At 72.6% G+C, this 25,792-nt stretch carries 25 protein-coding genes; 18 read left to right on the forward strand and 7 right to left on the reverse strand.

Annotated features, from left to right (window positions below; translation table 11 throughout):
- Positions 1 to 2: 2 nt before the first annotated feature.
- On the reverse strand, positions 3 to 461 hold the full coding sequence (locus R2S09_RS10825) for a hypothetical protein (RefSeq protein ID WP_306184242.1): 459 nt from the start codon (positions 459 to 461) through the stop codon (positions 3 to 5).
- 272 nt (positions 462 to 733) lie between these two features.
- Between R2S09_RS10825 and mmuM the strand changes: the two genes are divergently transcribed.
- Entirely contained in the window at positions 734 to 1,666 is a 933-nt protein-coding gene (mmuM, locus tag R2S09_RS10835) for a homocysteine S-methyltransferase (protein ID WP_316740600.1), read from the forward strand.
- 43 nt (positions 1,667 to 1,709) lie between these two features.
- Here the strand turns inward: mmuM and R2S09_RS10840 are convergent, their stop codons facing one another.
- The gene (locus R2S09_RS10840; protein ID WP_316740601.1) at positions 1,710 to 3,272 is read right to left on the reverse strand and encodes a carboxylesterase family protein; all 1,563 of its coding nucleotides are present in this window, start codon (positions 3,270 to 3,272) and stop codon (positions 1,710 to 1,712) included.
- Between the two features lie 707 nt (positions 3,273 to 3,979).
- Here R2S09_RS10840 and R2S09_RS10845 point away from each other — a divergent pair.
- Positions 3,980 to 4,438: a VOC family protein gene (locus tag R2S09_RS10845; protein WP_316740603.1), complete on the forward strand. Its 459-nt coding sequence runs from the start codon at positions 3,980 to 3,982 to the stop codon at positions 4,436 to 4,438.
- Here R2S09_RS10845 and R2S09_RS10850 read toward each other — a convergent pair.
- Both R2S09_RS10850 and R2S09_RS10855 read right to left on the reverse strand, forming a co-directional pair.
- Positions 4,421 to 5,200 (reverse strand): helix-turn-helix domain-containing protein, encoded by a 780-nt coding sequence (locus R2S09_RS10850; protein ID WP_316740605.1) that lies wholly within the window; start codon positions 5,198 to 5,200, stop codon positions 4,421 to 4,423. The two genes, R2S09_RS10845 and R2S09_RS10850, sit on opposite strands and share 18 nt — an antisense overlap.
- Positions 5,201 to 5,225: 25 nt before the next feature.
- Positions 5,226 to 6,404, reverse strand: coding sequence for a YihY/virulence factor BrkB family protein (locus R2S09_RS10855; RefSeq protein ID WP_306184247.1), 1,179 nt, complete (start codon positions 6,402 to 6,404; stop codon positions 5,226 to 5,228).
- Between the two features lie 87 nt (positions 6,405 to 6,491).
- On the opposite strand from R2S09_RS10855, the gene R2S09_RS10860 reads away from it, so the two are divergent.
- The 15 genes from R2S09_RS10860 (at position 6,492) to R2S09_RS10930 (ending at position 22,348) form a co-directional block, all read left to right on the forward strand.
- On the forward strand, positions 6,492 to 8,126 hold the full coding sequence (locus R2S09_RS10860) for an acyl-CoA dehydrogenase family protein (RefSeq protein ID WP_316740606.1): 1,635 nt from the start codon (positions 6,492 to 6,494) through the stop codon (positions 8,124 to 8,126).
- A gap of 408 nt (positions 8,127 to 8,534) precedes the next feature.
- Positions 8,535 to 9,830, forward strand: a complete 1,296-nt coding sequence (locus R2S09_RS10865; protein WP_316740607.1) for a GAF domain-containing protein — start codon at positions 8,535 to 8,537, stop codon at positions 9,828 to 9,830.
- Between the two features lie 706 nt (positions 9,831 to 10,536).
- On the forward strand, positions 10,537 to 11,907 hold the full coding sequence (locus tag R2S09_RS10870) for a hypothetical protein (protein ID WP_316740609.1): 1,371 nt from the start codon (positions 10,537 to 10,539) through the stop codon (positions 11,905 to 11,907).
- A gap of 118 nt (positions 11,908 to 12,025) precedes the next feature.
- Entirely contained in the window at positions 12,026 to 12,598 is a 573-nt protein-coding gene (locus R2S09_RS10875; protein ID WP_306184252.1) for a GNAT family N-acetyltransferase, read from the forward strand.
- Between the two features lie 148 nt (positions 12,599 to 12,746).
- Positions 12,747 to 12,830, forward strand: coding sequence for a putative leader peptide (locus R2S09_RS10880; RefSeq protein ID WP_309486338.1), 84 nt, complete (start codon positions 12,747 to 12,749; stop codon positions 12,828 to 12,830).
- A gap of 156 nt (positions 12,831 to 12,986) precedes the next feature.
- On the forward strand, positions 12,987 to 14,678 hold the full coding sequence (locus tag R2S09_RS10885) for a nitrite/sulfite reductase (protein WP_306184253.1): 1,692 nt from the start codon (positions 12,987 to 12,989) through the stop codon (positions 14,676 to 14,678).
- A gap of 145 nt (positions 14,679 to 14,823) precedes the next feature.
- The gene (locus R2S09_RS10890) at positions 14,824 to 15,009 is read left to right on the forward strand and encodes a hypothetical protein (RefSeq protein WP_306184254.1); all 186 of its coding nucleotides are present in this window, start codon (positions 14,824 to 14,826) and stop codon (positions 15,007 to 15,009) included.
- Positions 15,006 to 15,716: a phosphoadenylyl-sulfate reductase gene (locus R2S09_RS10895; protein ID WP_316740610.1), complete on the forward strand. Its 711-nt coding sequence runs from the start codon at positions 15,006 to 15,008 to the stop codon at positions 15,714 to 15,716. Before R2S09_RS10890 ends, R2S09_RS10895 begins: the two co-directional genes overlap by 4 nt.
- A gap of 26 nt (positions 15,717 to 15,742) precedes the next feature.
- Positions 15,743 to 16,279, forward strand: a complete 537-nt coding sequence (cysC, locus tag R2S09_RS10900) for an adenylyl-sulfate kinase (protein ID WP_306184257.1) — start codon at positions 15,743 to 15,745, stop codon at positions 16,277 to 16,279.
- Positions 16,276 to 17,214, forward strand: a complete 939-nt coding sequence (gene cysD, locus R2S09_RS10905) for a sulfate adenylyltransferase subunit CysD (protein ID WP_306184258.1) — start codon at positions 16,276 to 16,278, stop codon at positions 17,212 to 17,214. Before cysC ends, cysD begins: the two co-directional genes overlap by 4 nt.
- Before the next feature lie 2 nt (positions 17,215 to 17,216).
- Positions 17,217 to 18,572: a sulfate adenylyltransferase subunit 1 gene (locus R2S09_RS10910; protein WP_306184259.1), complete on the forward strand. Its 1,356-nt coding sequence runs from the start codon at positions 17,217 to 17,219 to the stop codon at positions 18,570 to 18,572.
- A 223-nt stretch (positions 18,573 to 18,795) separates the two neighbouring features.
- Entirely contained in the window at positions 18,796 to 19,908 is a 1,113-nt protein-coding gene (locus tag R2S09_RS10915) for an aliphatic sulfonate ABC transporter substrate-binding protein (protein WP_316740612.1), read from the forward strand.
- Between the two features lie 36 nt (positions 19,909 to 19,944).
- Positions 19,945 to 20,724: an ABC transporter ATP-binding protein gene (locus R2S09_RS10920; RefSeq protein ID WP_306184261.1), complete on the forward strand. Its 780-nt coding sequence runs from the start codon at positions 19,945 to 19,947 to the stop codon at positions 20,722 to 20,724.
- The gene (locus R2S09_RS10925) at positions 20,711 to 21,601 is read left to right on the forward strand and encodes an ABC transporter permease (protein WP_306184262.1); all 891 of its coding nucleotides are present in this window, start codon (positions 20,711 to 20,713) and stop codon (positions 21,599 to 21,601) included. Before R2S09_RS10920 ends, R2S09_RS10925 begins: the two co-directional genes overlap by 14 nt.
- Positions 21,602 to 21,607: 6 nt before the next feature.
- The gene (locus tag R2S09_RS10930) at positions 21,608 to 22,348 is read left to right on the forward strand and encodes a sirohydrochlorin chelatase (RefSeq protein WP_306184263.1); all 741 of its coding nucleotides are present in this window, start codon (positions 21,608 to 21,610) and stop codon (positions 22,346 to 22,348) included.
- A gap of 69 nt (positions 22,349 to 22,417) precedes the next feature.
- On the opposite strand, the gene R2S09_RS10935 is transcribed toward R2S09_RS10930, so the two are convergent.
- Positions 22,418 to 23,053, reverse strand: a complete 636-nt coding sequence (locus R2S09_RS10935) for a DsbA family protein (protein WP_306184264.1) — start codon at positions 23,051 to 23,053, stop codon at positions 22,418 to 22,420.
- Between the two features lie 43 nt (positions 23,054 to 23,096).
- On the reverse strand, positions 23,097 to 24,116 hold the full coding sequence (locus tag R2S09_RS10940; RefSeq protein ID WP_306184265.1) for a ketopantoate reductase family protein: 1,020 nt from the start codon (positions 24,114 to 24,116) through the stop codon (positions 23,097 to 23,099).
- Positions 24,117 to 24,202: 86 nt separating this feature from the next.
- Between R2S09_RS10940 and R2S09_RS10945 the strand changes: the two genes are divergently transcribed.
- Entirely contained in the window at positions 24,203 to 25,030 is an 828-nt protein-coding gene (locus R2S09_RS10945) for an aldo/keto reductase (protein WP_316740730.1), read from the forward strand.
- 21 nt (positions 25,031 to 25,051) lie between these two features.
- On the opposite strand, the gene R2S09_RS10950 is transcribed toward R2S09_RS10945, so the two are convergent.
- Entirely contained in the window at positions 25,052 to 25,597 is a 546-nt protein-coding gene (locus R2S09_RS10950) for a DUF1697 domain-containing protein (RefSeq protein WP_306184266.1), read from the reverse strand.
- Positions 25,598 to 25,792 lie beyond the last annotated feature (195 nt).

The raw sequence follows: 25,792 nt of genomic DNA on the forward strand, positions 1-25,792 counted from the left end.
GGTCAGGACAGGTCACCGAGGGCGTCGGCGTAGTACGTGGATCCGGCGAGGTGGCGGGCAAGTTCGCGAAAGCTCCAGCCCTCGCCCGGCGAGTGGTCGAGCTCCTCGGCGGTGAGCGCGTCCAGGCGGTTCGCCCAGATCCGGGCCAGCCGGGTGAGACGGCTGCGGGCCTCGTCGAGGTCCTCCTCGGTGAAGGGTGCCCGGTCGGCCTCGGTCGTGATGGCGGAGGCGTGCCAGTGGTCCGGGCGCGGCTCCTCACCGGCCAGCCGTGCCTCCAGCTCCGCCAGGTGGTCGATCATGTGGTCGGCGACGCGGCGGATCGCCTTGTGCGGGGTGTAGACGCGGTCGTCGACGGGGGCGGGTGTGCCGTCCCAGGCCGTCCAGGTCGCGGCCAGGGCGAGCACGTGGTCGACCATGGCGGTCACGGAAGCGGCGGGCGTGTCGTGGGCGGTGTCGCTCATGCGGCTCACGTTAGGGGCCGGTCGCTTCGGCGCCGGCCGAAGTGTCCGGGGCACGCCCCGCGCACCGGCCCGCTCCTCGGCTCCTTCAGCCGCCCGCTCCCTCGGCCCGCCGCCCGTTCCCCGGCGCCGCGCTCCACGCAGAACGCCTTGCCCTCCGGGTCCGCGAGGGCCGCCCGACCGGTGCCGTCCGGGTTGCGGCGGTCGTCGACCAGCGTGGCGCCACGGGTCCGGCCGGGCCAACCGCGGCGAACACTCTCGACTAGCGTCGTCGTATGAGCAGGAACGGCACCTCCTTCCCCAGCCTCGCCGAAGCCCTCGCCGCCGGGACGGTGGTGCTCGACGGCGGGATGTCCAACCAGCTGGAGGCGGCCGGGCACGACCTGAGCGACGAGCTGTGGTCGGCCCGGCTGCTGGCCGAGCGGCCGGAGGCGATCACCGAGGCCCACCTCTCCTACTTCGAGGCGGGCGCGGACGTGGCGATCACCGCGAGTTACCAGGCGACGTTCGAGGGGTTCGCACGGCGCGGGATCGGCCGCGAGCGGGCCGCCGGGCTCATCGCGTCGAGCGTGGAGCTGGCCCGGACCGCGGCGCGGCGGGCGCGCGAGAAGGGTGTCGTACGGCCGCTGTGGGTGGCCGCGTCGGCGGGGCCCTACGGTGCGATGCTCGCCGACGGCTCGGAGTACCGGGGCCGCTACGGGCTCACCGTTCAGGAGCTGGAGCGCTTCCACCGGCCCCGCCTGGAGGTGCTGGCCGCGGCCCGGCCCGACGTGCTGGCCCTGGAGACGGTCCCGGACACCGACGAGGCGGAGGCCCTGCTGCGGGCCGTGCGCGGGCTCGGCGTACCGGCGTGGCTGTCGTACACGGTCGAGGGTCCGCGCACCCGCGCCGGTCAGCCCCTGGCGGAGGCGTTCGCCCTGGCCGCCGACGCGGAGGAGGTGATCGCGGTGGGCGTGAACTGCTGCGCGCCCGAGGACGCGGACGCCGCCGTGACGACGGCCGCCCGGGTGACCGGCAAGCCGGTCGTCGTCTACCCCAACAGCGGCGAGACCTGGGACGCCGGTGCCCGCGCCTGGAACGGCCGCTCCAGCTTCACGCCCGACCGCGTCGCACGCTGGCGCACCCACGGCGCCCGCCTCATCGGCGGCTGCTGCCGAGTGGGCCCGGCGGCTGTCGCGGACGTCGCACGGGCCCTGACGGCGCGCTGACCCCCGGCGGCCGTGTCCCGTCCCGGTGCCCCGCTCTCGCGGGTCAGGTGCCGCGGAGGTCGCCCGGGCGGCGCAGGCGCCGGATGACGGCGCGCAGTTCCGCGGTGCGGGCCGGGGAGGCGTCCTCGGTGGGGCGGGGCGTGGTGTCGGCCGTCCACAGGGCGAACTCCGCGTCGCGTGGGCCGTACACGGTGTGCGGGGGGCCGTCGCCGAAGACGTGCACCGGATGCGCCGGGTCCCACGACTCCCAGCCGGGGTCGCCCTCGGTGGCGAAGCGGACCCAGGCCGCGTGCATGGTGTCGGCCAGCTCCTGCGGGGCGCCCTCGCCCGCCAGCCTGCGGGACTCCGGTACGTCCCCGGTGTCGAAGACGAAGCCGAGTTCCAGGGCGTGGCAGGCGCCCAGGTCGGGCAGGCGGGACGGCCAGGCGAACTCGTAGACGTACGCGGAGCCGGGCCGGGCGTCGGCCAGGCGGTGCAGCGGGCGGCGCAGCAGGTGGTCGGTGACCATCTGGCCGACGATCTCGGCGGCGCCCGCCCGGGGACGCAGCGACCGGTAGCCGCGGACCACCTCGTGTCCGCAGTGGCAGCGGGCCATGGCACCGGCCAGCGCGACCGGGCCGAGCCGGTCGACGCGCTCCAGCAGGCCTCCGGGCACCAGCCACAGCAGGTACTCGTCGCGGGTCCAGCCCATGAGCAGGTCCGCGCCGCGTGCCGCGTCCCCGGCGATCAGTGCCTCCAGCGGGTCGCGGGGCACGAGGTCGCCGTCGACGACGATGCCGAAGGCGGGCCCGCCGAGGACCGGGCTGCTGAGCCGGCCGACCTCGGCCTGGGTGCGCAGCAGCAGGTCGCGGTCGACGGCGGCGAAGGCCTCGGCGGTGGCGGGCACCTTCAGCCGGGTCGCCATGCGGCGCACCATCCGGCGCACCTTGTCCCGGTCGGGCGCCTCCGGGGGCCCGCTCTGCAGGACGGCACGCCGGAACAGACCCTGGGCCTGCGGCGCGGCGATCAGGGCGCCGACACTGATGGCGCCGGCCGACTGGCCGCACAGGGTGATCCGGCCGGGGTCGCCGCCGAAGGCCTCGATCGCGTCGTGCACCCACCGCAGCGCGGCGAGCTGGTCGCGCAGGCCCGGGTTGGCGGGCGCGTCCGGGAACAGTCCGTAGCCCTCCACCCCAAGTCGGTAGTTGACGGAGACCAGGACGACCCCGTCACGGGCGAAGGAGTGCCCGGCGTACACGGGCACGGCGGACGAGCCGCGGGTCAGCGCCCCGCCGTGCAGCCAGACCAGGACGGGCAGCCGCGCGTCCGGGCCGGGCTCGGGCGTCCACACGTTCAGGTTCAGGCAGTCGTCGCCGGGCACCGACGGGTCCGACAGATACTGGGCGAAGGCCTCGGAGTACGGCGGCTTGGGCGCGGTCGGCCCGAAGGAGCCCGCGTCCCGCACCCCGTCCCACGGCTCGGGCGGCATCGGCGGCCGGAACCGGCGGGGCCCGAACGGGGGCGCCGCGTACGGAATGCCCCGGAACACCGCCACTCCGTGCTCGTATCGGCCGCGTACCGCGCCGTACGGCGTTCTGACCACGGGGTCCGTCTGGTCTGCCGTCATCTGCCCACCAGCCCTTCGCCGCGCACGTGCACCAGCACCGGTAACACCAGAGCACCACGACAGCGCCCCGTATTCCGGCGCAGAAGGCCGGGATGGGGCCGTTCGGCGTACACACTCGGGCACGGTCCGCCTCGGTGAAGGGGGCCGGTGAACGGCCGGGGGACGCCCCGCCCTTCACCGGCCCCCCATGCACCGGCCCCCCATGCACCGGCCCCCCATGCACCGGCCCCGCCGTGCACCGGCCGCGGCCGGCCGCCGCCTCAGCCGCCGTCCTCCTCGTCGGCGTGTGCCGCGCCCACGAGGGCCTGCATCAGGTCGACGGCGCTGCCGTCGTCGCTGCCGGCGGTGCCGCTGCCGGTCTGGACGTTCGCGGTGCGGTCGACCTCGAGGGCGCAACGGCTTCACCGGAGAAACGTCACCTGTTTCTTGCGAGGAGGCCCCGGCGCATCAGCCATACCCGGTCCTCCCGGACCGCCTCAATTCTTAAGGAATGGCATCCGTGTGTTGCGACTCGGTGCGTCGCCGCGTGGCGGTGCAGGGCGCGGAGCGACCGTACCGCTGTCGGGCACCGCCGGGGTGATGCGAACGACCCTCCACGGAGGGGAGGATTCAATGAAGCGCCACCGGAACGTCGCTGGTGGACGCGTCGCGCGGCACGGTCCGATTCGTTCAAGACCCGCGGCCGGGGCCATGCCTACCGTGCCCGCATGACGACTCCGCAGACTCCGAAGCCTTCAGCGACTCCGGCGACTCCACCGGTCCCATCGACTCCGCGATTCGCCGTGATCGGCCTGGTCGCCTCCGACCTGGCCGCCTCCCTCGCCTTCTACCGCCGCCTCGGGCTCGTCTTCCCCGAGGGGGCCGAGGAACAGCCGCACGTCGAGGCCGAGTTGCCCGGCGGCCCGACCCTCGCGCTGGACACCGAGGCGACCGTCCGCTCCTTCCACCCCGGGTGGCGGCCCCCGGCAGGCGGCGGCAGGGTCGCGCTCGCCTTCCGGTGCGCCTCGCCCGCCGAGGTGGACGCCGTGTACGAGGACCTGGTCGGCGCCGGGTACCACGGGGAGCTCAAGCCGTGGGACGCGTTCTGGGGCATGCGGTACGCGGTCGTGCACGACCCGGACGGCAACGGCGTGGACCTGTTCGCCGCGCTACCCGAGGGCGAGTAGGCCGCGCAGCGGCATGCCGGTCAGCTCCCGTACGTTCCGGGCGAGATGGGCCTGGTCGGCGAAGCCGGCCCGGGCCGCGGTCTCGGCGAACGGCACCCCGGCCCGCGCCAGCGCCAGGGCGCGCTGCAGGCGCAGGACGCGGGCCAGTGTCTTGGGGCCGTAGCCGAAGGCCGCCAGTGAGCGGCGGTGCAACCGGCGCGCGCCCAGACCGAGTTCGTCGGCGGTGGCGGCGACCGGGCGGCCGGCGTCCAGGGCCGCGACGAGGTGCCGCAGCAGCGGGTCGGGCGGCCCCGTCGCGGCCGCCAGCTCCAGGGCCACCTCATCGAGCGCGGCGGCCGGGTCCGGCGCCGCCTCCAGGCGTGCGCTCAGTCGCCGGACCCGCGCGGCGGGCCAGAGCTCGGCCAGTTCCACGCGCCGGTCGCGCAGCTCGTGTGCGGGCACTCCGAGGTAGCCGGGCGCCGTGCCGGGGAAGAACCGCAGCCCGGCCCAGTGCGCGGCCGGCCCCGCGGGGACGTACGCGCGTGTGTCCGGCCCGGCGACCAGCAGCCGCCCCTCGCTCCACAACAGGTCCATGCACCCGTCGGGCAGCACGGGCCGAACCCCGGCACCGGCTCCGGCACCGGCCTCGGGACCGGCTCCGGCACCGGCACCGGACCTCGCCGGGGCCTTCGTCCACACCACCGCGCCGGTCAGCCGGGAGGGCCGCTCCGCGTACCCGCCCCCGACCGCCCCCGCGGACGTCCCGACAGCCACGTAAGCCACGTACCCGAGGCTAGTGACCCCGCCGTCACTTCTCCCACTTCTGGGGGGAGGAACCGTTCTGGCTCTCCTTGTGGGGGCTGCGGGGCTGGGTGGCCCTGGCGTGGGCGCGCAGACGGGCGGTGACGTCCTCGGGGGGCAGGAAGCGGGACCAGCGCTCGGGAAACTCGGAGGGCATGTCGGGGTCGTCGCCGCCGTCGGGGTCGGCCTCGCGGGCGGCGGCGGCACGGGCGACGTACTCGGCGATCTGCGCCTCGCGCACCCGCTCGTTGGCGGCGCGGGCCGCGGCCGTCGCGGCGGCCGGCCAGACCCGGTCGATGGCGGCGTTGACCGCGGCCCCGACGAGCACGGCGAACGCGGACACACCGATCCACAGCAGCACGGCGACCGGCGCGGCCAGTGAGCCGTAGATGGTGGGGCCCTCGACGGTGCTGGTGAGGTAGATGCGCAGCACGAAGCTGCACACCACCCACATGGCCAGGGCGACCAGGGCCCCGGGCACGTCCTCGATCCACGGCGAGCGCACCGGCACGGACACGTGGTACAGCGTGGTCAGGAAGGCGACGGACAGCACGATGACCACGGGCCAGTACAGGACCTGGACCACGGTCGTCGACCAGGGCACGACGCGCACCACCGCGTCCGGTCCCGCGACCATCAGCGGCAGCGCGACCGAGCCGATCAGCAGCGCCACCACGAACAGCAGGAACGCCATCAGCCGGGTCCTGACGATGCCGCGCACACCGTCCAGGCCGTACATCACGGTGATGGTGTCGATGAAGACGTTCACCGCGCGGGAGCCCGACCACAGCGCGAACACGAACCCGATGGAGATCACATCGGGTCTGCCGCCCTTCATCACGTCCCGCAGGATCGGCTGGGTGATCTCCTTCACGCCCTGGTCGGACAGGACCGTGCGGGAGGCGTCGAGGATGTTGCGCTCCAGGCTGGCGATGGTGTGGGCGCCGGTCCAGCTGTCGACGTAGAAGAGCAGCGCGATGAGGCTGAGCAGCAGCGGCGGCACGGACAGCAGGGTGAAGAACGCGGCCTCGGCGGCGAGCCCGAGGATCCGGTACTCCATGCACGAGTTGACGGTGTCCTTGAGCAGCAGCCAGGCGGTCCTGCGTTTGGAGACGTTCCGGTAGAGGGCGCGGGCCCGGTGGAGGCGGCCGGACGGCCTGTCGGGGGTATCACTGGCTTGCTGCACGACCTAAAGGTATCCCTGTCCAGCCGGGTCCCTCTCGCCGGTGACCGTGTGGTGACCTGCGGCGTACCGCGAGGTAGGTTCCGTTCCATGGCAGCCAGCACTCACACCGTGACGAACCAGGCACCCCCGCTGGTCGGCTACGACGTCTTCACCGCCGACCGGGCCCTGGCCGAGGCGGTCGCCCGGCACGTCGATCCCGGTCTGCTCGACGAGGTGCGCGGCGAGCTTTCGGCGCTCGGACGCTCCGCCGGCTCCGCCCAGCTGCAGGAGTGGGGCGCGCAGGCCAACGAGAACCCGCCGCGCCTGCGCACCCACGACCGCTACGGCCACCGCGTCGACGAGATCGACTTCCACCCGGCCTGGCACCGGCTGCTCGGCAAGGGGGTCGCGGCGGGCCTGACGGCCGCCTGGGGCCGTCCCGCGGGACATGTGCGGCGGGCGGCCGGGTTCCTGGTGTGGTCGCAGGTGGAGGCGGGCAACGGCTGCCCGCTGTCGATGACGCACGCGGCGGTGCCCGCGCTGCGCGCCGACCCGGAGCTGGCCGCCGAGTGGGAGCCGCGGCTGACGTCCATGGTCTACGACCGTGAGCTGCGGCCCGCGCACCTGAAGGCCGGGGCCCTGTTCGGGATGGGCATGACCGAGAAGCAGGGCGGCAGCGACGTACGGGCCAACACCACCTCGGCGCGGCCGCTCGCCGAGGCCGGGGCGTACGAGCTGACCGGGCACAAGTGGTTCTGTTCGGCACCGATGTCGGACGCCTTCCTGGTGCTCGCCCAGGCCCCGGGCGGGCTCACCTGCTTCCTGGTGCCGAGGATCCTGGAGGACGGCAGCCGCAACGTGTTCCTCGTCCAGCGGCTCAAGGACAAGATGGGCAACCGGTCGAACGCCTCCGCCGAGGTCGAGTTCGCCGGGACCTGGGCGCGCCGGGTCGGCGAGGAGGGGCGCGGGGTGCGCACCATCATCGGGATGGTGGCGGCGACCCGGCTGGACTGCGTGCTCGGTTCGGCGGGGCTGATGCGGCAGGCCGTGGCGCAGGCGGTGCACCACTGCACGTACCGCGAGGCCTTCGGCGGGCCGCTCGTCGACAAGCCGCTGATGCGCAACGTCCTGGCGGACCTGGCGCTGGAGTCGGAGGCGGCGACCACGCTGGCGCTGCGGCTGGCGGCGGCCTGCGACGACGACGGCGAGCAGGAGCGGGCGCTGCTCAGGATCGCGGTGCCGGCCGCCAAGTACTGGGTGACCAAGCGGTGCGCGCCGCTCGCGGTGGAGGCCGCCGAGTGCCTGGGCGGCAACGGGTACGTGGAGGAGTCCGGCATGCCCCGCCTGGTGCGGGAGTCGCCGCTCAACTCGATCTGGGAGGGCGCCGGCAACGTGCAGGCGCTGGACGTGCTGCGGGCGCTGCGACGGGAGCCGCAGGCGTTCGACGCGTATCTGCGGGAGGTGGGCCAGGCACGCGGCGCCGACCACCGCCTCGATACGGCGATCAAGAACCTGCTCACGGAACTCGCCGACCTGGAGGGCGTCGAGGCCCGCGCCCGGCGCCTGGTCGAGCGGCTGGCGCTGGTGCTCCAGGGGTCGCTGCTGGTGCGGTACGCGCCGCCGGAGGTCGCCGACGCGTTCTGCGCGGCGCGGCTGGGCGGCGACGGCGGCGCGGCCTTCGGCACGCTGCCGCACACGCTGCCTCTCGCGGCGCTGGTGGAGCGGGCGCGCCCGGTGTCCTGAGGGGGCGACCGAAGACATCCGGCCTCTGTGGACGCCTGGCATCCGGCGTCCGGCATACGCCAGGTGTCCGAATGTCCGGTGTACGTCCTGGCGTCCGGCGCCCTCCGTAGAGCGGTTTCCGGACACCACGCGGGGGTGGTGCTGCGCCGACACGGCACCACCCCCGCCGCAGCCCCGTTGCAGGCCACGGACGCCGCGCGCGGCGGCGCTGAACAAGTTTCAACCATCGTGCGCCTGTTCACCAGGGTTGCAAGGGGTTGCAACTCGCCCGTCCGGTATGGCCGGAGCGCATCCTTCCGGCGCCGGTGGACGGCAGTATGAACCGCACAGTCGGGAAAGCCGCCGACACATGGCCGGAACATCCCGGGGAAACCGGTTACCGGTGGCCCCTTGTGGCGGGAGGACCCAGTGACGAAGGCGCCGTTGGACGTGGACGTGACGCGGATCGCCGCCGTCGACTCGGCGCGGGCGGCGCGGCTGCTCAGCGAGGTGCGCTCGGCGGCACTCGCGGGGCAGCGCACTCAGGTGGCCCCGCGTCCGGTGATCGGACAGTCCTGGGAGCGCGTGCAGCGCACCGGCGTCGATCCCGACCACGGCCTGAACTCCCGGCTGCTGCCCCGCGAGGAGGTGGAGCGACGGCGCGAGGCGTCCCCGCTGCGGCATGTGCTGCCGGTGCTGCGCGAGGGGCTGCTGTCGGTCGCGGACGTCGCCCAGCACATCATGGTCGTCGCCGACCAGGACGGCCGGGTGCTGTGGCGTGAGGGCCATCCGTCGGTGCTGCGCAAGGCCGACGGGCTCGGGTTCGAACTCGGCGCCGACTGGCGGGAGGACGTGGTCGGCACCAACGGCGTCGGCACCCCGGCGGTGGTGCGCCGGCCCGTGCAGGTCTTCGCCTCCGAGCACTTCGTCCGCTCGCACACCACCTGGACCTGCACCGGCGCCCCCGTCACCGACCCCCGGGACGGCCGGCTGCTCGGCGTGGTGGACGTCAGCGGGCCGCTGGAGACCATGCATCCGGCGACGCTGGCCTGGGTGGACTCGGTGGCCAAGCTGGCCGAGGCGAGGCTGCGGGAGTTGCATCTGAGCGCGCTGGAGCGGCTGCGCGCGGTGGCCGCGCCGGTGCTGGCCCGGCTGGACGGCCGGGCGGCGGTGGTGGACCGGGACGGCTGGACGGCGGCGGTGGCCGGAATGCCGTACACCCCGCGGATCCCGCTGCCCAAGTCGGTCTCGCCGGGCCGCCGATGGCTGCCGGCGGTCGGCCTGTGCTCCCTGGAGCCGCTGGCGGGCGGCTGGCTGGTGCGGGCCGACGAGGAGGTGGCCGTGCACGGCGACGCCCGGATCGTGCTGGACCTCACCCGCGCCCGGCGCTGGTCGGTGACCGTCTCGGGGGGCGCGGGCTCCTGGTCGCACGAACTGAGCCCCCGCCACGCCGAACTGCTCTTCCTGCTGGCCATGCACCCGGCCGGGCGCAGCGCGGCGGACCTGGCCGAGGCGGTGTTCGGCGATCCGGCCCGCACGGTCACCGTGCGGGCCGAGATGTCCCGGGTGCGGCGGTATCTGGGTGCCTTCCTCGAACACCGGCCGTACCGCTTCCGCGAGGACACCGAGGTCCGGCTGCTCCTCCCGGACGACCCCCGCGACCTGCTGCCGCACTCGACGGCCCCAGCGGTACGCCGAGCAAGCGTGACACCCTCCATACCCTGAACCGTCCGGGCACCGAGCGCCCTGACACCGAGCGCCGCGCGTCGGCCGGACGCGAGTGGCTGTGACGCGAATCGCTCTGCCACGAGTCGCCGTGACGCTGAGTCGCCCCGCCGCGGGCCCGCGTGCCGCGAGTCGGCGAAACGCGAGTGGCGTGACGCGAGTCGCCCCACCCCAAATCGCCGTGACGCCAGTCGCCCCGTCGCGGGTCCGCGTGACGTGAGTCGTCCTGCCGCGAGTGGGCGAGACGCAAGTGGCCATGGCGCGAGCCGCCGTGGCGCCAGTCGCCCTGCCACGGACCCGCGTGCCGCCAGTGGCCGTGACGCGAGTCGCCCTGCCACGGGCCCGCGTGCCGCCAGTGGCCGTGACGCGAGTGGCCCCGCCCCAAATCGCCGTGACGCCAGTCGCCCCACCACGAGCCTGCTGGACGCGAATCGCCGTGACGTGAGTCGCCGTGGCGCCAGTCGCCCCGCCGCGGGTCCGCTTGGCGTGAGTCGTCCTGTCGCGAGTCCGCGGGCCCGAGTAGCCCCGCCGTGGCATCTTCCGCATATTTGCGGGGTCTTCGTCCTGTGGCGGGCCGCACTGCCGTAGCATCGCCTGCGGGCCGCCACATCCGCTCCTCGGCCAACGCTCGGAACGTCCCGCGCAGTTGGACCGCCTCGGCCGGAGGGCGTCCGGAGGCGGACCGAGCCCTGATAAGGGGGGTTGGATGAAGCAACGCGGCAGACACCGCCGCCGCAGGCGGGGCAGGGCGTTGCGTGCGGTGCTGGCCGGAGCCGGGCTCGCACTGACCGCCGCCGCCACCCTGATCAGCGCCTCCCAGGCCACGGTCGCCGACGACCCCGGCGCCCTGAAACCGCTCACCTCGCCCGCCGAGCTGGGCCGGCTGCGGCTGACGGAGCAGCTGGTGCCGGAGCGTTCCCTGGACCGGCTCGAGGCGGCGATGGGCCGGCCGGCCGGTGTCGGCGCCGTGCTGGCCGACGCCGACCATGCGCTGCGCACCGAGGACGCCTGCACGGCCGGGGAGAAAAAGGCGCTGCCCGTCGAACCGGCGGCCACGCGCGCCTACTGCTGGGACACCGCCGACGCCGCCACACACCGCTGGCGGCCGGAGTCGGTGACCACGTCCGGGGACGCCGAGGCCCACGGCAGGTGGGGCGCGCACCGTGTGATCCTCTCCGGCTGGACCCGCGAGGGCGGTGGCGCCGCCGACCGCGATCTGGCCCGGGTGGCGTTCGTGAACGCCGACGACCCCGACCGCCTCACCTACACCTGGGCCCTGCTGGCCGTGCCCGTCGACGGCGGACGCGACTACCGGGGGCTCGCCTCGCACGTGTCGGGGATGGTCTGGTACCGGGACAAGCTGCTGGTCACCACCTCCGGCAGAGAACCCGACGCGCTGTACGTCTACGACCTGCGCCGCATCCAGCGCGCCACCGTCACCACCGATGCGATCGGCCGGGTGCCCGGCGGCTGGTCGGCGTACGGCTACCGGTGGGTGCTGCCCGCGGTCGCCTCCTACAGTCCGGCACAGGGGCAGTGCGGCGACGCGACCGGCCCGGCCCGCGCGGCCGGTACGACGGCCGGCTCCGGACTCCCCTGTCCCGACGGCCTCTCCCTCGACCGCACCTCCACCCCGGCCAGTCTTGTCGCGAGTGAGACGACGGCCAGGGGCAGTGGCGGGCACACGCGTCTGTGGCGGTACTCCTTCAGCACGGACCCCGCCCGCTCCGGGCTGCTGGCCGCCGACTCCACCGGGACGGTGACCGCCGGCGAGGCGTACCAGACGAAGACGGACGGCGTACGGGGGGTGCTGTCCCACCGCACGGGGCCGACCGGCGCCGCCCGCTGGTACGTGAGCCGGGCGGCCGGGCCGTCGGGCGGACACGGCACGCTGTGGCGGCAGGACCCGCACGGCGCCGAGGCGACGCGATGCGGATCGTCCGACGACACGCACCGCTGCTGGGGCGACGGCACCGGCTCCCTGTCCTACTGGGAGGCGACCGGCGAGCTGTGGTCGCTGTCCGGGCGGACCCTGTTCGCGCTGCCGATGTCCTCGCTCGAACGGGAACTGCGGTAGGACGGCCCAGGCGGAGGCGGAGGCGGGACGGGCCGGGGACGGGCCGGGGACGGGCCGGGGACGGGCCGGGGACGGTCCCGATCGACACGAGCCCGGCCCGGATGATTCCCTGACCGGCATGACGCACATCGCCGTGACCACCTGGTCCCTGGAGCAGACCGCTCCCACCGACCTCCTCCCGGCCACCGCCCCCGAGGGGGATGTCCGGATCGCCCGTTCCGAGGTACCGTCGCCCGAGTTCAGCCGGTTCCTGTACGCCTCGGTCGGCGGCGACATCCGCTGGACGGACCGGCTCGGCTGGAGCCACGCCCGGTGGCGGGAGCACCTGGAGCGTCCGGGTGTCGAGACCTGGGTGGCGTACGACCGGGGCACACCGGCGGGTTACGTCGAGCTGGAGGCGCAGGACGACGGGGTGGTGGAGATCGTCTACTTCGGACTGATCCCGGCCTTCCGCGGCCGCCGGGTCGGCGGGCACCTGTTGTCGTACGGCACGGCCCGCGCCTGGGACCTCGCGGACCGCTGGCCGGGGCTGGCCACGACCAAGCGGGTGTGGCTGCACACGTGCAGCAAGGACGGCGAGTACGCGATGGACAATTACCAGCGCCGCGGCTTCAGGCTTTTCGACACCAAGGTCGAGGAGGAACCGGAGGTGGCGAATCCGGGCCCCTGGCCGGGCGCCTACGCCGACTGACCCCGGCCCGACCCGGGCGGTCCCGGGCGGTCCCGGCCGCCTTCCGGCTATGTGATCAACGACACCCTTGTCTCCCATCGCGAGACAAGGGTGTCCGCATATTGGATAAAGCTGGACTGTGTCCAGATCGCCGTGCCACGCTGCGGTCATGTCTGGAACTGGAATCGCCTTGGTGAGTCGACGGCACGTCGACCTCGGCCGCATGTCCAGCGCCATCTGTCCGGCGAGCTGACCCGGCCACAGTGGCCTTGAGCCACGGGCCGTATACCGCCCGATCTTTCGTTTCCCCTCCCCGCGCAATGACGCGCACGCCTGCCTGTCTACCCGTGCGCTCGCATCCGCGCAGGTCAGAGCCGCATTCCCCGCTGTCCCGAAGGACGTATCGACCATGGCCGCCTCTTCGCAGAACTCCGTCGCGCCCCGCCGCAAGGTGAGCCGCCATCGTGGTGAGGGACAGTGGGCCGTGGGGCACCTGACCCCGCTCAACGGCAACGAGCAGATGAAGAAGGACGACGACGGTCTCAATGTGCGGACACGCATTGAGACGATCTACTCCAAGCGCGGCTTCGACTCCATCGACCCCAACGACCTGCGGGGACGCTTCCGCTGGTGGGGGCTCTACACCCAGCGCCGCCCCGGGATCGACGGCGGCCGCACCGGTGTGCTGGAGCCCGAGGAGCTCGAGGACGAGTACTTCATGATGCGCGTCCGCGTCACGGGCGGCCGGCTGACCACCGAACAGCTGCGGGTGATCGGCGAGGTCGCCGAGACGTACGCCCGGGGCACCGCGGACATCACCGACCGGCAGAACATCCAGTTCCACTGGGTGCGCATCGAGGACGTGCCCGCCATCTGGGAACGCCTGGAGGCGGTCGGCCTGTCCACCACCGAGGCGTGCGGCGACTGCCCGCGCGGCATGCTCGGCTCCCCGGTCGCCGGAGTCGCCGAGGACGAGATCATCGACGGCACGCCCGCGCTGAACGAGATCGTCCGCCGCTACATCGGCGACCCGCGCTTCTCCAACCTGCCACGCAAGTACAAGACGGCCGTCTCCGGCTCCCCGCTGCTGGACGTCGCCCACGAGATCAACGACATCTCCTTCGTCGGTGTGGTCCACCCCGAGCACGGCCCCGGCTTCGACCTGTGGGTCGGCGGCGGTCTGTCCACCAACCCCAGGTTCGGGGTACGCCTCGGCGCATGGGTGCCCGAGGCCGAGGTGCCGGAGGTCTGGGAGGCGGTCACCTCCGTCTTCCGTGACTACGGCTACCGGCGACTGCGCAACCGGGCCCGGCTGAAGTTCCTGGTCGCCGACTGGGGCGCGGAGAAGTTCCGTCAGGTCGTCGAGGACGAGTACCTGGGCCGCAAGCTCATCGACGGGCCGGCACCCGAGATGCCCGCGCAGCAGTGGCGCGACCACATCGGCGTGCACCGCCAGAAGGACGGCCGCTTCTACGTCGGCTTCGCCCCGCGCGTCGGCCGGATGGACGGCTCGCTGCTCACCAAGGTCGCCGCGCTGGCCGAGGAGCACGGCTCGGGCCGGGTGTCCACCACCGTCGAGCAGAAGATGATCATCCTGGACGTGCCGGAGGACAGGGTCGACTCGCTGGTCGACGGCCTGGAGGCGCTGGACCTCCGGGTCAACCCCTCGCCGTTCCGGCGCGGCACGATGGCCTGCACGGGCATCGAGTTCTGCAAGCTCGCCATCGTGGAGACCAAGGAGCGCGGCAGCGACCTCATCGACGAACTCGAGCGCCGGCTGCCCGGCTTCGACGAGCCGCTCACCATCAACATCAACGGCTGCCCGAACGCCTGCGCCCGCATCCAGACCGCGGACATCGGCCTCAAGGGCCAGCTGGTCGTCGACGCCGAGGGCAACCAGGTCGGCGGCTACCAGGTCCACCTGGGCGGCGCGCTGGGCCTGGAGCCGTCCTTCGGCCGCAAGGTCCGCGGCCTGAAGGTGACCTCGACGGAGCTGCCCGACTACATCGAGCGCGTCCTCAATCGCTACCTCGCCGAGCGCGAGACCGGCGAGCGCTTCGCGGCCTGGGCGGCCCGGGCTTCTGAGGAGGCGCTGTCGTGAGCTTGGCGAGTGAGCCGAAGGGGCGCGCCTCCGTCGAAAGGGAGAGCGCGCGGAGGCCGCGCAGCGGCCGAGCACGGTCGACCGTCGACGGAGGCTGGAGCGCCCCGGAGGCGAACCGAGCCACTAAAAGGGGGGCGACGCTGTCGTGAGCGAGCGTGCGGCGCCCTTCTACTGCCCGTACTGCGGCGAGGAGGACCTGCGCCCCGGTGAGCAGGGCCACGGCGCCTGGGAGTGCGCCGCGTGCAACCGGGCCTTCCAGCTGAAGTTCCTCGGGCTGCTGGCCCGGGGCCTTCCACAGGCGGCTGACAACGGAGGGGAAGAGTCGATATGACGACGGCTCAGCAAGAGCGCACCGCAGAGGAGTTGAAGGCGCTGGCCGAGCAGGCCGGACGCGACCTGGAGGACGCCTCCGCGCTGGAGATCCTCCGGTGGGCGGCCGAGACGTTCGGCAGCCGGTTCTGCGTGACCTCCTCCATGGAGGACGCGGTGGTCGCCCACCTCGCCTCCCGCGCGATGCCCGGCGTGGACGTGGTGTTCCTCGACACCGGCTACCACTTCCCGGAGACCATCGGCACCCGCGACGCCGTCGAGGCCGTGATGGACGTGAACGTCATCACCCTCACCCCGCGGCAGACGGTCGCCGAGCAGGACGCCGAGTACGGCCCCAGGCTCCACGACCGCGACCCGGACCTGTGCTGCAGGCTGCGCAAGGTGCTGCCGCTGGAAGAGGGGCTGAAGGACTACGACGCCTGGGCCACCGGCCTGCGCCGCGACGAGTCCCCGACCCGGGCGAACACCCCCGTGGTCGGCTGGGACGACAAGCGCCGGAAGGTGAAGATCTCCCCCATCGCACGGTGGTCACAGGAAGATGTGTCAGCGTACGTGGCCGAGCACGGAGTCCTCACGAACCCGCTGCTGATGGACGGCTATGCCTCCGTCGGCTGTGCCCCGTGCACCCGACGGGTCCTTCAGGGCGAGGACGCACGCGCCGGACGCTGGGCGGGCCGCGCCAAGACCGAGTGCGGGCTGCACGGATGACCACGACACACATTCAGGAGAACCACGTGACGACCGGAGCCACCGTATGGCTCACGGGTCTGCCGAGTGCCGGCAAGACCACCATCGCGCACGAGCTGGCCGGGCGGCTGCGCGAGGAGGGCCACCTCGTCGAGGTGCTCGACGGCGACGAGATCCGCGAGTTCATCTCGGCGGGCCTGGGCTTCAGCCGCGAGGACCGGCACACCAACGTGCAGCGCATCGGCTTCGTCGCCGAACTCCTCGCCCGCAACGGCGTCAAGGTGCTCGTCCCGGTCATCGCTCCGTACGCGGACAGCCGTGACGCGGTGCGCAAGCGGCACGAGGCGAACGGCACGACATACCTGGAGGTGCACGTCGCGACCCCGGTCGAGGTGTGCTCCGTACGCGATGTGAAGGGCCTGTACGCCAAGCAGGCCGCGGGCGAGCTGACGGGACTCACGGGCGTCGACGACCCCTACGAGGAGCCCGAGACGCCCGATCTGCGGATCGAGTCGCAGCACCAGACCGTGCAGGAGTCGGCGGCGTCCGTTCACGCGCTGCTCAGCGAAAGGGGACTGGCATGACGACCACCGTCGCCGAGGTCGAGGAGGGCACGGGCAGCCCGTACGCCCTCTCCCACCTGGACGCGCTGGAGTCGGAGGCGGTGCACATCTTCCGCGAGGTGGCGGGCGAGTTCGAGAACCCCGTGATCCTGTTCTCCGGGGGCAAGGACTCCATCCTCATGCTGCACCTGGCGCTGAAGGCGTTCGCGCCCGCGCCGGTGCCGTTCGCTCTGCTGCACGTGGACACCGGGCACAACTTCCCCGAGGTCCTGGAGTACCGGGACCGGACCGTGGCGAAGCACGGGCTGCGTCTGCACGTGGCCTCCGTGCAGGACTACATCGACCGCGGCGTGCTGCGCGAGCGTCCGGACGGCACCCGTAACCCGCTGCAGACGCTGCCGCTGACCGAGAAGATCCAGGCGGAGAAGTTCGACGCGGTCTTCGGCGGCGGACGGAGGGACGAGGAGAAGGCCCGCGCCAAGGAGCGGGTCTTCAGCTTGCGGGACGAGTTCTCCCAGTGGGACCCGCGCCGCCAGCGCCCGGAGCTGTGGAACCTGTACAACGGCCGCCACGCGCCTGGCGAGCATGTGCGGGTGTTCCCGCTGTCCAACTGGACCGAGCTGGACGTGTGGCAGTACATCGCCCGGGAGGGCATCGAACTGCCCGCGATCTACTTCGCCCACGAGCGCGAGGTTTTCCAGCGGGGCGGTATGTGGCTGACGGCCGGTGAGTGGGGCGGCCCCAGGGACGGCGAGAGTGTGGAGAAGCGGCAGGTGCGCTACCGCACCGTCGGTGACATGTCCTGCACCGGTGCCGTCGACTCCGACGCGGTGACGCTGGAGCAGGTCATCACCGAGATCGCCGCCTCCCGGCTCACCGAGCGCGGCGCCACCCGCGCCGACGACAAGCTCTCCGAGGCCGCGATGGAAGACCGCAAGCGCGAGGGGTACTTCTAGTCATGACCAGCACCACCGAACCCACCGAGCCGCTGTCGGTCGAGCAGTTGTCGGCCACCACCCTGCTGCGGTTCGCCACCGCCGGCTCCGTCGACGACGGCAAGTCCACGCTCGTCGGGCGTCTGCTGCACGACTCCAAGTCGGTCCTGGCCGACCAGCTGGAGGCCGTGGAGCGCGCCTCCGCGGGCCGCGGCCAGGACGCCCCGGACCTCGCGCTGCTCACCGACGGCCTGCGCGCCGAGCGCGAGCAGGGCATCACCATCGACGTGGCCTACCGCTACTTCGCCACCCCCCGCCGCCGGTTCATCCTGGCCGACACGCCGGGACATGTGCAGTACACGCGGAACATGGTCACCGGCGCCTCCACCGCCGAGCTGACGGTCATCCTGGTCGACGCCCGCAACGGCGTGGTCGAGCAGACCCGCCGCCACGCCGCCATCGCCGCCCTGCTGCGCGTCCCGCACGTCGTCCTCGCGGTGAACAAGATGGACCTGGTCGGCTACCAGGAGTCCGTGTTCGCCGCGATCGCCGAGGAGTTCACGGCGTACGCCACCGAGCTGGGCGTCCCGGAGGTCACCGCGATCCCGATCTCCGCGCTGGTGGGTGACAACGTGGTGGAACCGTCGGCGCACATGGACTGGTACGGCGGGCCGACCGTGCTGGAGCACCTGGAGACCGTCCCCGTCGCCCACGACCTGGCGCACTGCCACGCGCGGCTGCCCGTGCAGTACGTGATCCGGCCGCAGTCCGCCGAGCACCCCGACTACCGGGGCTACGCCGGGCAGATCGCCGCCGGCTCCTTCCGCGTCGGCGAGGAGGTCACCGTCCTGCCCTCGGGCCGGACGACCCGGATCTCCGGCATCGACCTGCTGGGCAACCCGGTCGACGTGGCCTGGACGACGCAGTCGGTGACGGTCCTGCTGGAGGACGACATCGACGTCTCGCGCGGCGACCTGATCGTGCCGAGCAAGGACGCGCCCGCGACCACCCAGGACGTGGAGGCGACCGTCTGCCATGTCGCCGACGCCCCGCTGACCGTCGGTCACCGGGTGCTGCTCAAGCACGGCACCCGCACGGTCAAGGCCATCGTGAAGGACATCCCGTCCCGGCTCACCCTCGACGACCTGTCCCTGCACCCGCACCCGGGGCAGCTCGTCGCCAACGACATCGGCCGTGTGAAGATCCGCACCGCCGAGCCGCTGCCCGTCGACTCCTACGCCGACTCCCGCCGCACCGGCTCGTTCATCCTGATCGACCCCTCCGACGGCACCACACTGACCGCCGGCATGGTCGGCGAGTCCTTCGCCGCACCCGAACCGGTCAAGGACGCCTCGGAAGAGGACGGCTGGGACTTCTGACCATGAACTCCTCCGATTTCTACTCGATGTTCGCCAAGGAGGGCGGCCGGGTCGGCAGCGGCGCCCTCGGCAGCGGACAGGGCGGGGTGGGGCGATGTGTGCGCTGACGAACGCGCACTGTCCGCGTGCCCTCACCCCCCGCCTGCGTAGACGAAGACCTGCCGATCTCCCGGCCACGACCTGAGAGACCGTGACCGCCGGGCCAACGAGAGGACAGCCTCCCGTGCCTGCCACCCGCTCATCCTTGTTCCGCCGCGGCCTCGCCGTGCTCGTCGCTCTTCCGCTCCTGACCCTGGCCGCCTGCGGCTACGGCTCGAAGGCCGCGAACGACACCGCCGAGCAGAAGATCGCCGCCGGCGCCAAGAAGATCGACGGTCTGGACTCCGTCAAGATCGGCTACTTCGGCAACGTCACCCACGCGACCGCGCTCGTCGGCCACCAGAAGGGCTTCTTCCAGAAGGCGCTCGGGGCCACGAGGGCCAAGTACCAGGTCTTCAACGCCGGGCCGTCCGAGATCGAGGCGCTGAACTCCGGGTCCGTCGACATCGGCTGGATCGGCCCCTCCCCGGCGATCAACGGCTACACCAAGTCGAACGGCAAGAACCTGCGGATCATCGGCGGTTCGGCCTCCGGCGGCGTCAAGCTCGTCGTCGACCCGAAGAAGATCAAGTCCCTGAAGGACGTCAAGGGCAAGAAGATCGCGACGCCCCAGCTGGGCAACACGCAGGACGTGGCGTTCCTCAACTGGGCCGCGGAGCAGGGCTGGAAGGTCGACCCGCAGAGCGGCAAGGGCGATGTGTCGGTGATCCGCACCGACAACAAGATCACCCCGGACGCCTACAGGTCCGGCTTTATCGACGGCGCCTGGGTGCCCGAGCCGACCGCGTCCAAGCTGGTCGCCGAGGGTGCGAAAGTACTGCTCGACGAGTCGACGCTGTGGCCGGAGAAGAAGTTCGTGATCACGAACATCATCGTGTCGCAGAAGTTCCTGAAGGAGCACCCCAAGGCCGTCGAGGCGGTGCTGAAGGCCTCGGTCGACACCAACAAGTGGATCAACGCCCACCCGGACGAGGCGAAGGCGGCGGCGAACAAGCAGCTGGCCGTCGACTCCGGCAAGGCGCTGCCCGCCGACGTCATCGACCCGGCGTGGAGGTCCCTCACCATCACCGACGACCCGCTGGCCGCGACCCTGAACACCGAGGCCGGGCACGCGGTCAAGTCCGGCCTGCTGCAGGACCCGCAGCTGGACGGCATCTACGACCTCACGCTCCTGAACAAGGTCCTCGAGGCCGAGGGAGAGCCGACTGTCAGCGACGCCGGTCTCGGCGCCGAGTAAAGCCCGTAGCCGAAGAGTCCCCAGGAGGTGACGACCATGGCCACGACCTTCGCCAAGGCCGCCGAGTCCGTAGCACACGCGGCGCGCCTTGAGAACGTCTCGAAGTCCTTCGCGGCTCCGGGCGGGCAGCAGCTCGTCCTGGACGACATCAGCCTCGATGTCGCCCCGGGCGAGTTCGTCACCCTCCTGGGTGCCTCCGGCTGCGGCAAGTCCACGCTGCTGAACCTGGTGGCCGGACTCGACCAGCCCACCACCGGCACCATCACCACCGACGGCCGCCCCGCCCTGATGTTCCAGGAACACGCCCTCTTCCCCTGGCTGAGTGCGGGCAAGAACATCGAACTCGCCCTGAAACTGCGCGGCGTGCCCAAGCCCGAGCGGCGCGGCCGGGCCGAGGAGCTGCTGGAGCTGGTCCGCCTGGGCGGCGCCCACGGCAAGCGGGTGCACGAGCTGTCCGGCGGGATGCGCCAGCGGGTGGCGATGGCCCGGGCGCTGGCGCAGGAGAGCCGGCTGCTGCTGATGGACGAGCCGTTCGCGGCCCTGGACGCCATCACCCGGGACGTCCTGCACGACGAGCTGACCCGCATCTGGCAGGAGACCGGCGTGTCGGTGCTGTTCGTCACGCACAACGTCCGCGAAGCCGTCCGCCTGGCCCAGCGGGTGGTGCTGCTGTCCTCCCGCCCGGGCCGGGTGGCCCGCCAGTGGACGGTGGACATCGACCAGCCGCGCCGGATCGAGGACGCCCCGGTCGCGCAGCTGTCCCTTGAGATCACCGAAGTACTGCGTGGGGAGATCCGCCGCCATGGCCGGCACTGACACGAACACGGCGCAGGGCGCCGAACTGGCCGGTGTCGAAGCCGGACTCGACGCACTGGAGACCACCGACAGCGGCCGCACCCCCTTCCGGCACACCCTCGTGCACAAGATCCTGCCACCCGTCGTGGCGGTCGTGGTGGTCCTGGCACTGTGGCAGGCACTGATCACCTTCAAGATCGTCGACGATCCCACCAGACTGCCCTCACCCGCCGACGTCGGCGGCGAGTTCAAGAACGCCTGGCTCGAGGGCACCCTGCTCGGCTACATCTGGACATCCGTCTCACGCGGCCTGCTCGGCTTCCTGCTCGCCCTGGCCATCGGCACCCCGCTGGGGCTGCTGGTCGCGCGGGTCAAGCCCGTCCGCGCGGCCATCGGCCCGATCCTGTCCGGCCTGCAGTCCCTGCCCAGCGTGGCGTGGGTGCCGCCCGCCGTGATCTGGCTGGGCCTGGACAACTCCATGATGTACGCCGTCATCCTGCTCGGCGCGGTCCCCTCCATCGCCAACGGCCTGGTCTCCGGCATCGACCAGGTCCCCCCGCTGTTCCTGCGCGCCGGCCGCACCATGGGCGCCACCGGCCTCAAGGGGGCCTGGCACATCGTCCTGCCCGCCGCACTGCCCGGCTACCTCGCCGGCCTCAAACAGGGCTGGGCCTTCTCCTGGCGCTCCCTGATGGCCGCCGAGATCATCGCCTCCTCCCCCGACCTCGGCATAGGCCTGGGCGCACTCCTGGAAAACGGCCGCAACGCCAGCTCCATGGCCATGGTCTTCCAGGCCATCATCCTCATCCTGTTCGTCGGCATCGCCATCGACCTGCTCATCTTCAGCCCCCTGGAGCGCTGGGTCCTGCGCAGCCGCGGCCTGTACGTGAAGAGCTGAACGCCCATGGTCTCCCGCCCCGTTCTCCTGGTCATCGCCCACGGCAGCCGCGATCCGCGCCATGCCGCGACCGTGCACGCCCTGGTGCGCCGGGTGCGGGCGATGCGCCCGGGGCTGCGGGTGGAGACCGGCTTCCTGGACTTCAACGTGCCGTCCGTGCAGGGCGTGCTGGAGTCCCTGGCCGCCGAGGGAGTGCGGGACGTGGTGGCGCTGCCGCTGCTGCTGACCCGCGCCTTCCACGCCAAGGCGGACATCCCGTCGGTGCTGCGCCAGGCTCCGGCCCGGCTGCGGATCCGGCAGGCCGACGTCCTCGGCCCGTCGCCGCTGCTGACAGCGGCCCTGGAGCGCCGGCTGCACGAGGCGGGGCTGTCCCCCGCCGACAAGTCCTCGACCGGGGTCGTGCTGGCCTCGGCGGGGTCCTCCGACCCGGAGGCGATCGCAGTGATCGCAGAAATCGCGCGGGAGTGGCGGCACACCGGTTGGTGCGCCGTGCGGCCTGCGTTCGCCTCCGCATCCCTTCCACGCACCGAGGACGCGGTGCGCGAACTGCGGGAGCTGGGCTGCGCGAAGGTCGCGGTCGCGCCGTACGTCCTGGCTCCCGGCTTCCTGCCGGACCGCATCGCGCGCGGCGCGGCCGGCGCGGACGTCCTCGCCGATGTGCTCGGCCCGGCGCCGGAGGTGGCACGGGTGCTGCTGGAGCGGTACGACGCCGCCCGGCAGCCGGTGATCACGGCCGTCGGCGCCTGAGCCGGGCCGGGGGCCGTGTCAGACACGCCCCCGGGCGCCGCGAGCCCGGCATGATCGACGGGACACCCCCTAGTCGAAGCGGAGCGATCCCGTGCGGGTGCGCTTGAGCTCGAAGAGGTCGGGGTGGCCGGCCAGCACGCGGAAGGCGTCGAAGAGCCGGGCCGCCTCGGCGCCGCGCGGGATCGACCGCAGGACGGGGCCGAACCACACCGTCCCGTCGACGTGAAGAGTGGGCGTCCCCACGTAGCCGCCCGAGTCGGGTTCGGCGCCCGTCTCGTGGCTGCGGCGCACGGCGGCGTCGTAGGACGGGTCGTGCGCGGCCTCGGCCAGATCGGCGGGGAGACCGAGTTCCGCGAGGGACTCGGTGACCACCGCGTCGAAGTCGGTCTCCGCGCGCTCGTGGATCCGTGTGCCGAGGGCGGTGTAGAGGTCGCGCAGCACCTTCTCGTCGCCGAGCCGCTCGGCAGCGGCCACGGCGACGCGCACCGGGCCGATCGACTTGTCGACCAGCTCCCGGTACCAGTCGGGCAGTTCGTTGCCGATGTTGTGCAGGTACAGGCTCATGACGTGGAACCGGAGGTCGAGCGGGCGCTCGCGCTCGACCTCCAGCAGCCACCGTGAGGTGATCCAGGCGAAGGGACAGGCGGGGTCGAAGTAGCAGTCGACCCGGGTGGGCGTGGTGGTGTCCTGACGGGAGTCGGTCATGCTGCCGACCCTAGGACCCCATTGGCGCATCGTCACGGTCCAATCAGCGACTGTTTCCTTGGTCCACTTCGTCCGCCGGCCGGACCAGTTCGGCCACCGGCAGCGAACCCGCGGCCCGGCGCTCACGGGCGAAGGTGTTGGCCAGGCGCTGAAGGAGTTCGTTGAGCGGGGTGGGCACCCCGTGCAGCCGGCCCAGGAGGACGATCTCGCCGTTGAGGTGGTCGGCCTCGATGGTGCCGGTGCCGCGTGTGAGGGACTGCCACGAGGAGCCGCCGCCCCGCGGGGTGCCGGGCAGCGAGACGAGGGTGATCTTGTCGCCGCGGGCCTCCTTCTGCTCCTCCGGGCTCGCGTACGCGATGCCCGCGGCGGCCAGCACGGCCTCGCCCTCGGCGCGCACACGCTCGTACAGTGCCCGGGCCTGCTCGCTCTCCAGGGGGCCGCTGAGGGCCTCGATCGCGTTGGCGAGGTTGCCGAGCAGCTTGGCGTACTGCCAGCGGGCCACGTCCGGTACGACGGGTGCCTCGAAGTGCGCCCGCTCGAGGTCGCCGGCGATCCGCCGGAGCGTGTCGTCGGTGCCGTACGGGTACCGGCCGAGGTGCAGCATGCCGGTGAGCGGGGTCCCGGCGGCCGAGACGACGCCGGGTTCGACATGGGTGGCGGGCAGCCAGACGCAGACGCCGTACACATGCCGGAAGCGGCGCAGCGCGAGCCGCTGCCCCTCCACGCCGTTCTGCGCGCACAGCAGCGGCAGCCGCTCGGCGGCGGTGCCGCCGCCCGTCACCGGTGCGGGGCCCCAGGCCGCCAGTGCCGCCTCGGTGTCCTGGGTCTTCACGGCCAGGATCAGCACGTCGTCGGCGCGCAGCTCGCCGAGCGCGTCCGGCCCGTCCACGGCGGGCAGCCGGTACGTCAGCTCGCCCTCGGGCACCCTGAGCCGCAGCCCGCCCGCGCGCAGTGCCCCGAGGTGCGCCCCGCGCGCGACGAGCACCACCTCGCGTCCGCTCTGCGCCAGCCGTCCCCCGACCGCTCCGCCGACCGCGCCTGCCCCGATGATGATGTAGCGCATGGGAGGAGCCTCCCACAGCCGGCTGTACACGCCATCGAGAGATCCGGGAGGATCGTGTGACCCAGGAGAGCCGAGTGGTCCAGGAGATGCTCACGCTCGGCGGGGACCTGTCCGTACGACGCCTCGGTTACGGCACCGCCCAGCTCACCGGGCCCGGCTACTGGGGGCCGCGCGGTGCCGCGGACGATGCGGTGGCCGTGCTGCGGCGTGCGGTGGAGCGCGGGGTGAGCCTGGTCGACACGGCGGACAACTACGGCCCGTCGATCGCGGAGGAGTTGGTGGCCGAGGCCCTGCATCCGTACCCGGACGGTCTGGTGATCGCCACCAAGGGCGGGGTGGTACGTACCGGCGACAGCGCCTGGCACGTCGACGGGCGGCCGGAGTCGCTGCGGGCGATGTGCGAGGCGAGCCTGCGCCGGCTGCGGCTGGAGCGGATCGACCTGTACCAGCTGCACCGGCTGGACCCCGCCGTGCCGATGGCCGAACAGCTGGGCGCGCTGGACGAGTTGCGGGCCGAGGGCAAGGTAGGACACATCGGCCTGGACACGGTCACCGCCGAGCAGCTCGCCGCCGCCCTGGAGTTGACGGAGGTGGTCTCCGTCCAGAACCGCTACAACCTCCTCGACCGCGCGTCCGAGCCGCTGCTGAAGCTGTGCGAGGAGCACGGCATCGCGTTCCTGCCTTGGTTCCCACTGGGCAACGGCGATTTGACCGGGCACCCGGTATGTGCGGAGATCGCCGCCGCGCACGGGGCGAAGCCGGGGCAGATCGCCCTGGCCTGGCTGCTGCACCACTCCCCTGTGCTCTGCCCAACTCCCGGCACCGGGACCCTCGCTCATCTGGAGGAGAACCTGGACGCGGCGGACGTACGGCTCTCGGCGTCCGAGCTGTCCCGGCTGGATGCCCTGACCTGACCCGGACCACGCGGCCACGCGTCACTCCACGGTCATCTCCACGAGCTTGACGACCGTGTTCCAGTTCCGGGTCGTGGCGATCAGGTCCTTGTTCAGCGAGCGCCTGGACAGGTGCTCGGCGAGCTTGGAGCGGCCGAGGCCGTCCGGCGCGTACAGGTACAGGGCGCGGTCGCCGAGCCTGAACTCCTCCGGCAGACAGGCCGCCTGGTCGAGCTCGGCGTAGCGGGCGGCGTCCACGGGGGCGGAGAAGTAGGTCACGTGCAGCTGTCTGGCCTGGAGTTCGGCGGCCGGGAACGGGCAGGCGTCGGCGACGGCCCGCAGATAGGCGTGGTCGCGCACGATCACGTCCACCGTGAGGCCGAACCGCTTCTCGATCGCGGCGACGAGCTCCGCCGACAGGGACTCCTCGTCGCCGTGGCCGGAGGCGAAGACGGCCTGGCCGCTCTGGAGGTAGGTACGGACCTCGCCGTGGCCGAGTTCCTGTATGAGGGTGCGCAGCTCGGCCATCGGCAGCTTCCGGTTGCCGCCCACGTTGATCCCGCGCAACAGCGCCGCGTACATCGTCATCCGCCCACCTTAGGGCCTGTCCGGCGGATCAAGGAGGGCGTGCCGGCCCTCGCGCCATGATCCGCCGGACAGGCCCTGGAGCGGTCACCCTGATCACCGCCCCCGAGAAGGGCGGGTATTTGTAGGGGGCCGCCGTCCTCCCCAGTGCGGAGACGCCGGGATACGAGGGGAGGAGTGGCGGCCGTCCCACTTCAC

Origin of the sequence: Streptomyces sp. MK7 (assembly GCF_032658145.1) — a bacterium.
Taxonomy (GTDB): domain Bacteria; phylum Actinomycetota; class Actinomycetes; order Streptomycetales; family Streptomycetaceae; genus Streptomyces; species Streptomyces spiralis.

Bases quoted from the DNA above. Each gene is read 5' to 3' on its own strand.
- R2S09_RS10825 (WP_306184242.1), bottom strand. From the start codon at position 461: ATGAGCGACACCGCCCACGACACGCCCGCCGCTTCCGTGACCGCCATG.
- mmuM (WP_316740600.1), top strand. From the start codon at position 734: ATGAGCAGGAACGGCACCTCCTTCCCCAGCCTCGCCGAAGCCCTCGCC.
- R2S09_RS10840 (WP_316740601.1), bottom strand. From the start codon at position 3,272: ATGACGGCAGACCAGACGGACCCCGTGGTCAGAACGCCGTACGGCGCG.
- R2S09_RS10845 (WP_316740603.1), top strand. From the start codon at position 3,980: ATGACGACTCCGCAGACTCCGAAGCCTTCAGCGACTCCGGCGACTCCA.
- R2S09_RS10860 (WP_316740606.1), top strand. From the start codon at position 6,492: ATGGCAGCCAGCACTCACACCGTGACGAACCAGGCACCCCCGCTGGTC.
- R2S09_RS10870 (WP_316740609.1), top strand. From the start codon at position 10,537: ATGAAGCAACGCGGCAGACACCGCCGCCGCAGGCGGGGCAGGGCGTTG.
- R2S09_RS10875 (WP_306184252.1), top strand. From the start codon at position 12,026: ATGACGCACATCGCCGTGACCACCTGGTCCCTGGAGCAGACCGCTCCC.
- R2S09_RS10880 (WP_309486338.1), top strand. From the start codon at position 12,747: ATGTCTGGAACTGGAATCGCCTTGGTGAGTCGACGGCACGTCGACCTC.
- R2S09_RS10885 (WP_306184253.1), top strand. From the start codon at position 12,987: ATGGCCGCCTCTTCGCAGAACTCCGTCGCGCCCCGCCGCAAGGTGAGC.
- R2S09_RS10895 (WP_316740610.1), top strand. From the start codon at position 15,006: ATGACGACGGCTCAGCAAGAGCGCACCGCAGAGGAGTTGAAGGCGCTG.
- cysD (WP_306184258.1), top strand. From the start codon at position 16,276: ATGACGACCACCGTCGCCGAGGTCGAGGAGGGCACGGGCAGCCCGTAC.
- R2S09_RS10910 (WP_306184259.1), top strand. From the start codon at position 17,217: ATGACCAGCACCACCGAACCCACCGAGCCGCTGTCGGTCGAGCAGTTG.
- R2S09_RS10920 (WP_306184261.1), top strand. From the start codon at position 19,945: ATGGCCACGACCTTCGCCAAGGCCGCCGAGTCCGTAGCACACGCGGCG.
- R2S09_RS10925 (WP_306184262.1), top strand. From the start codon at position 20,711: ATGGCCGGCACTGACACGAACACGGCGCAGGGCGCCGAACTGGCCGGT.
- R2S09_RS10930 (WP_306184263.1), top strand. From the start codon at position 21,608: ATGGTCTCCCGCCCCGTTCTCCTGGTCATCGCCCACGGCAGCCGCGAT.
- R2S09_RS10935 (WP_306184264.1), bottom strand. From the start codon at position 23,053: ATGACCGACTCCCGTCAGGACACCACCACGCCCACCCGGGTCGACTGC.
- R2S09_RS10940 (WP_306184265.1), bottom strand. From the start codon at position 24,116: ATGCGCTACATCATCATCGGGGCAGGCGCGGTCGGCGGAGCGGTCGGG.
- R2S09_RS10945 (WP_316740730.1), top strand. From the start codon at position 24,203: ATGCTCACGCTCGGCGGGGACCTGTCCGTACGACGCCTCGGTTACGGC.
- R2S09_RS10950 (WP_306184266.1), bottom strand. From the start codon at position 25,597: ATGACGATGTACGCGGCGCTGTTGCGCGGGATCAACGTGGGCGGCAAC.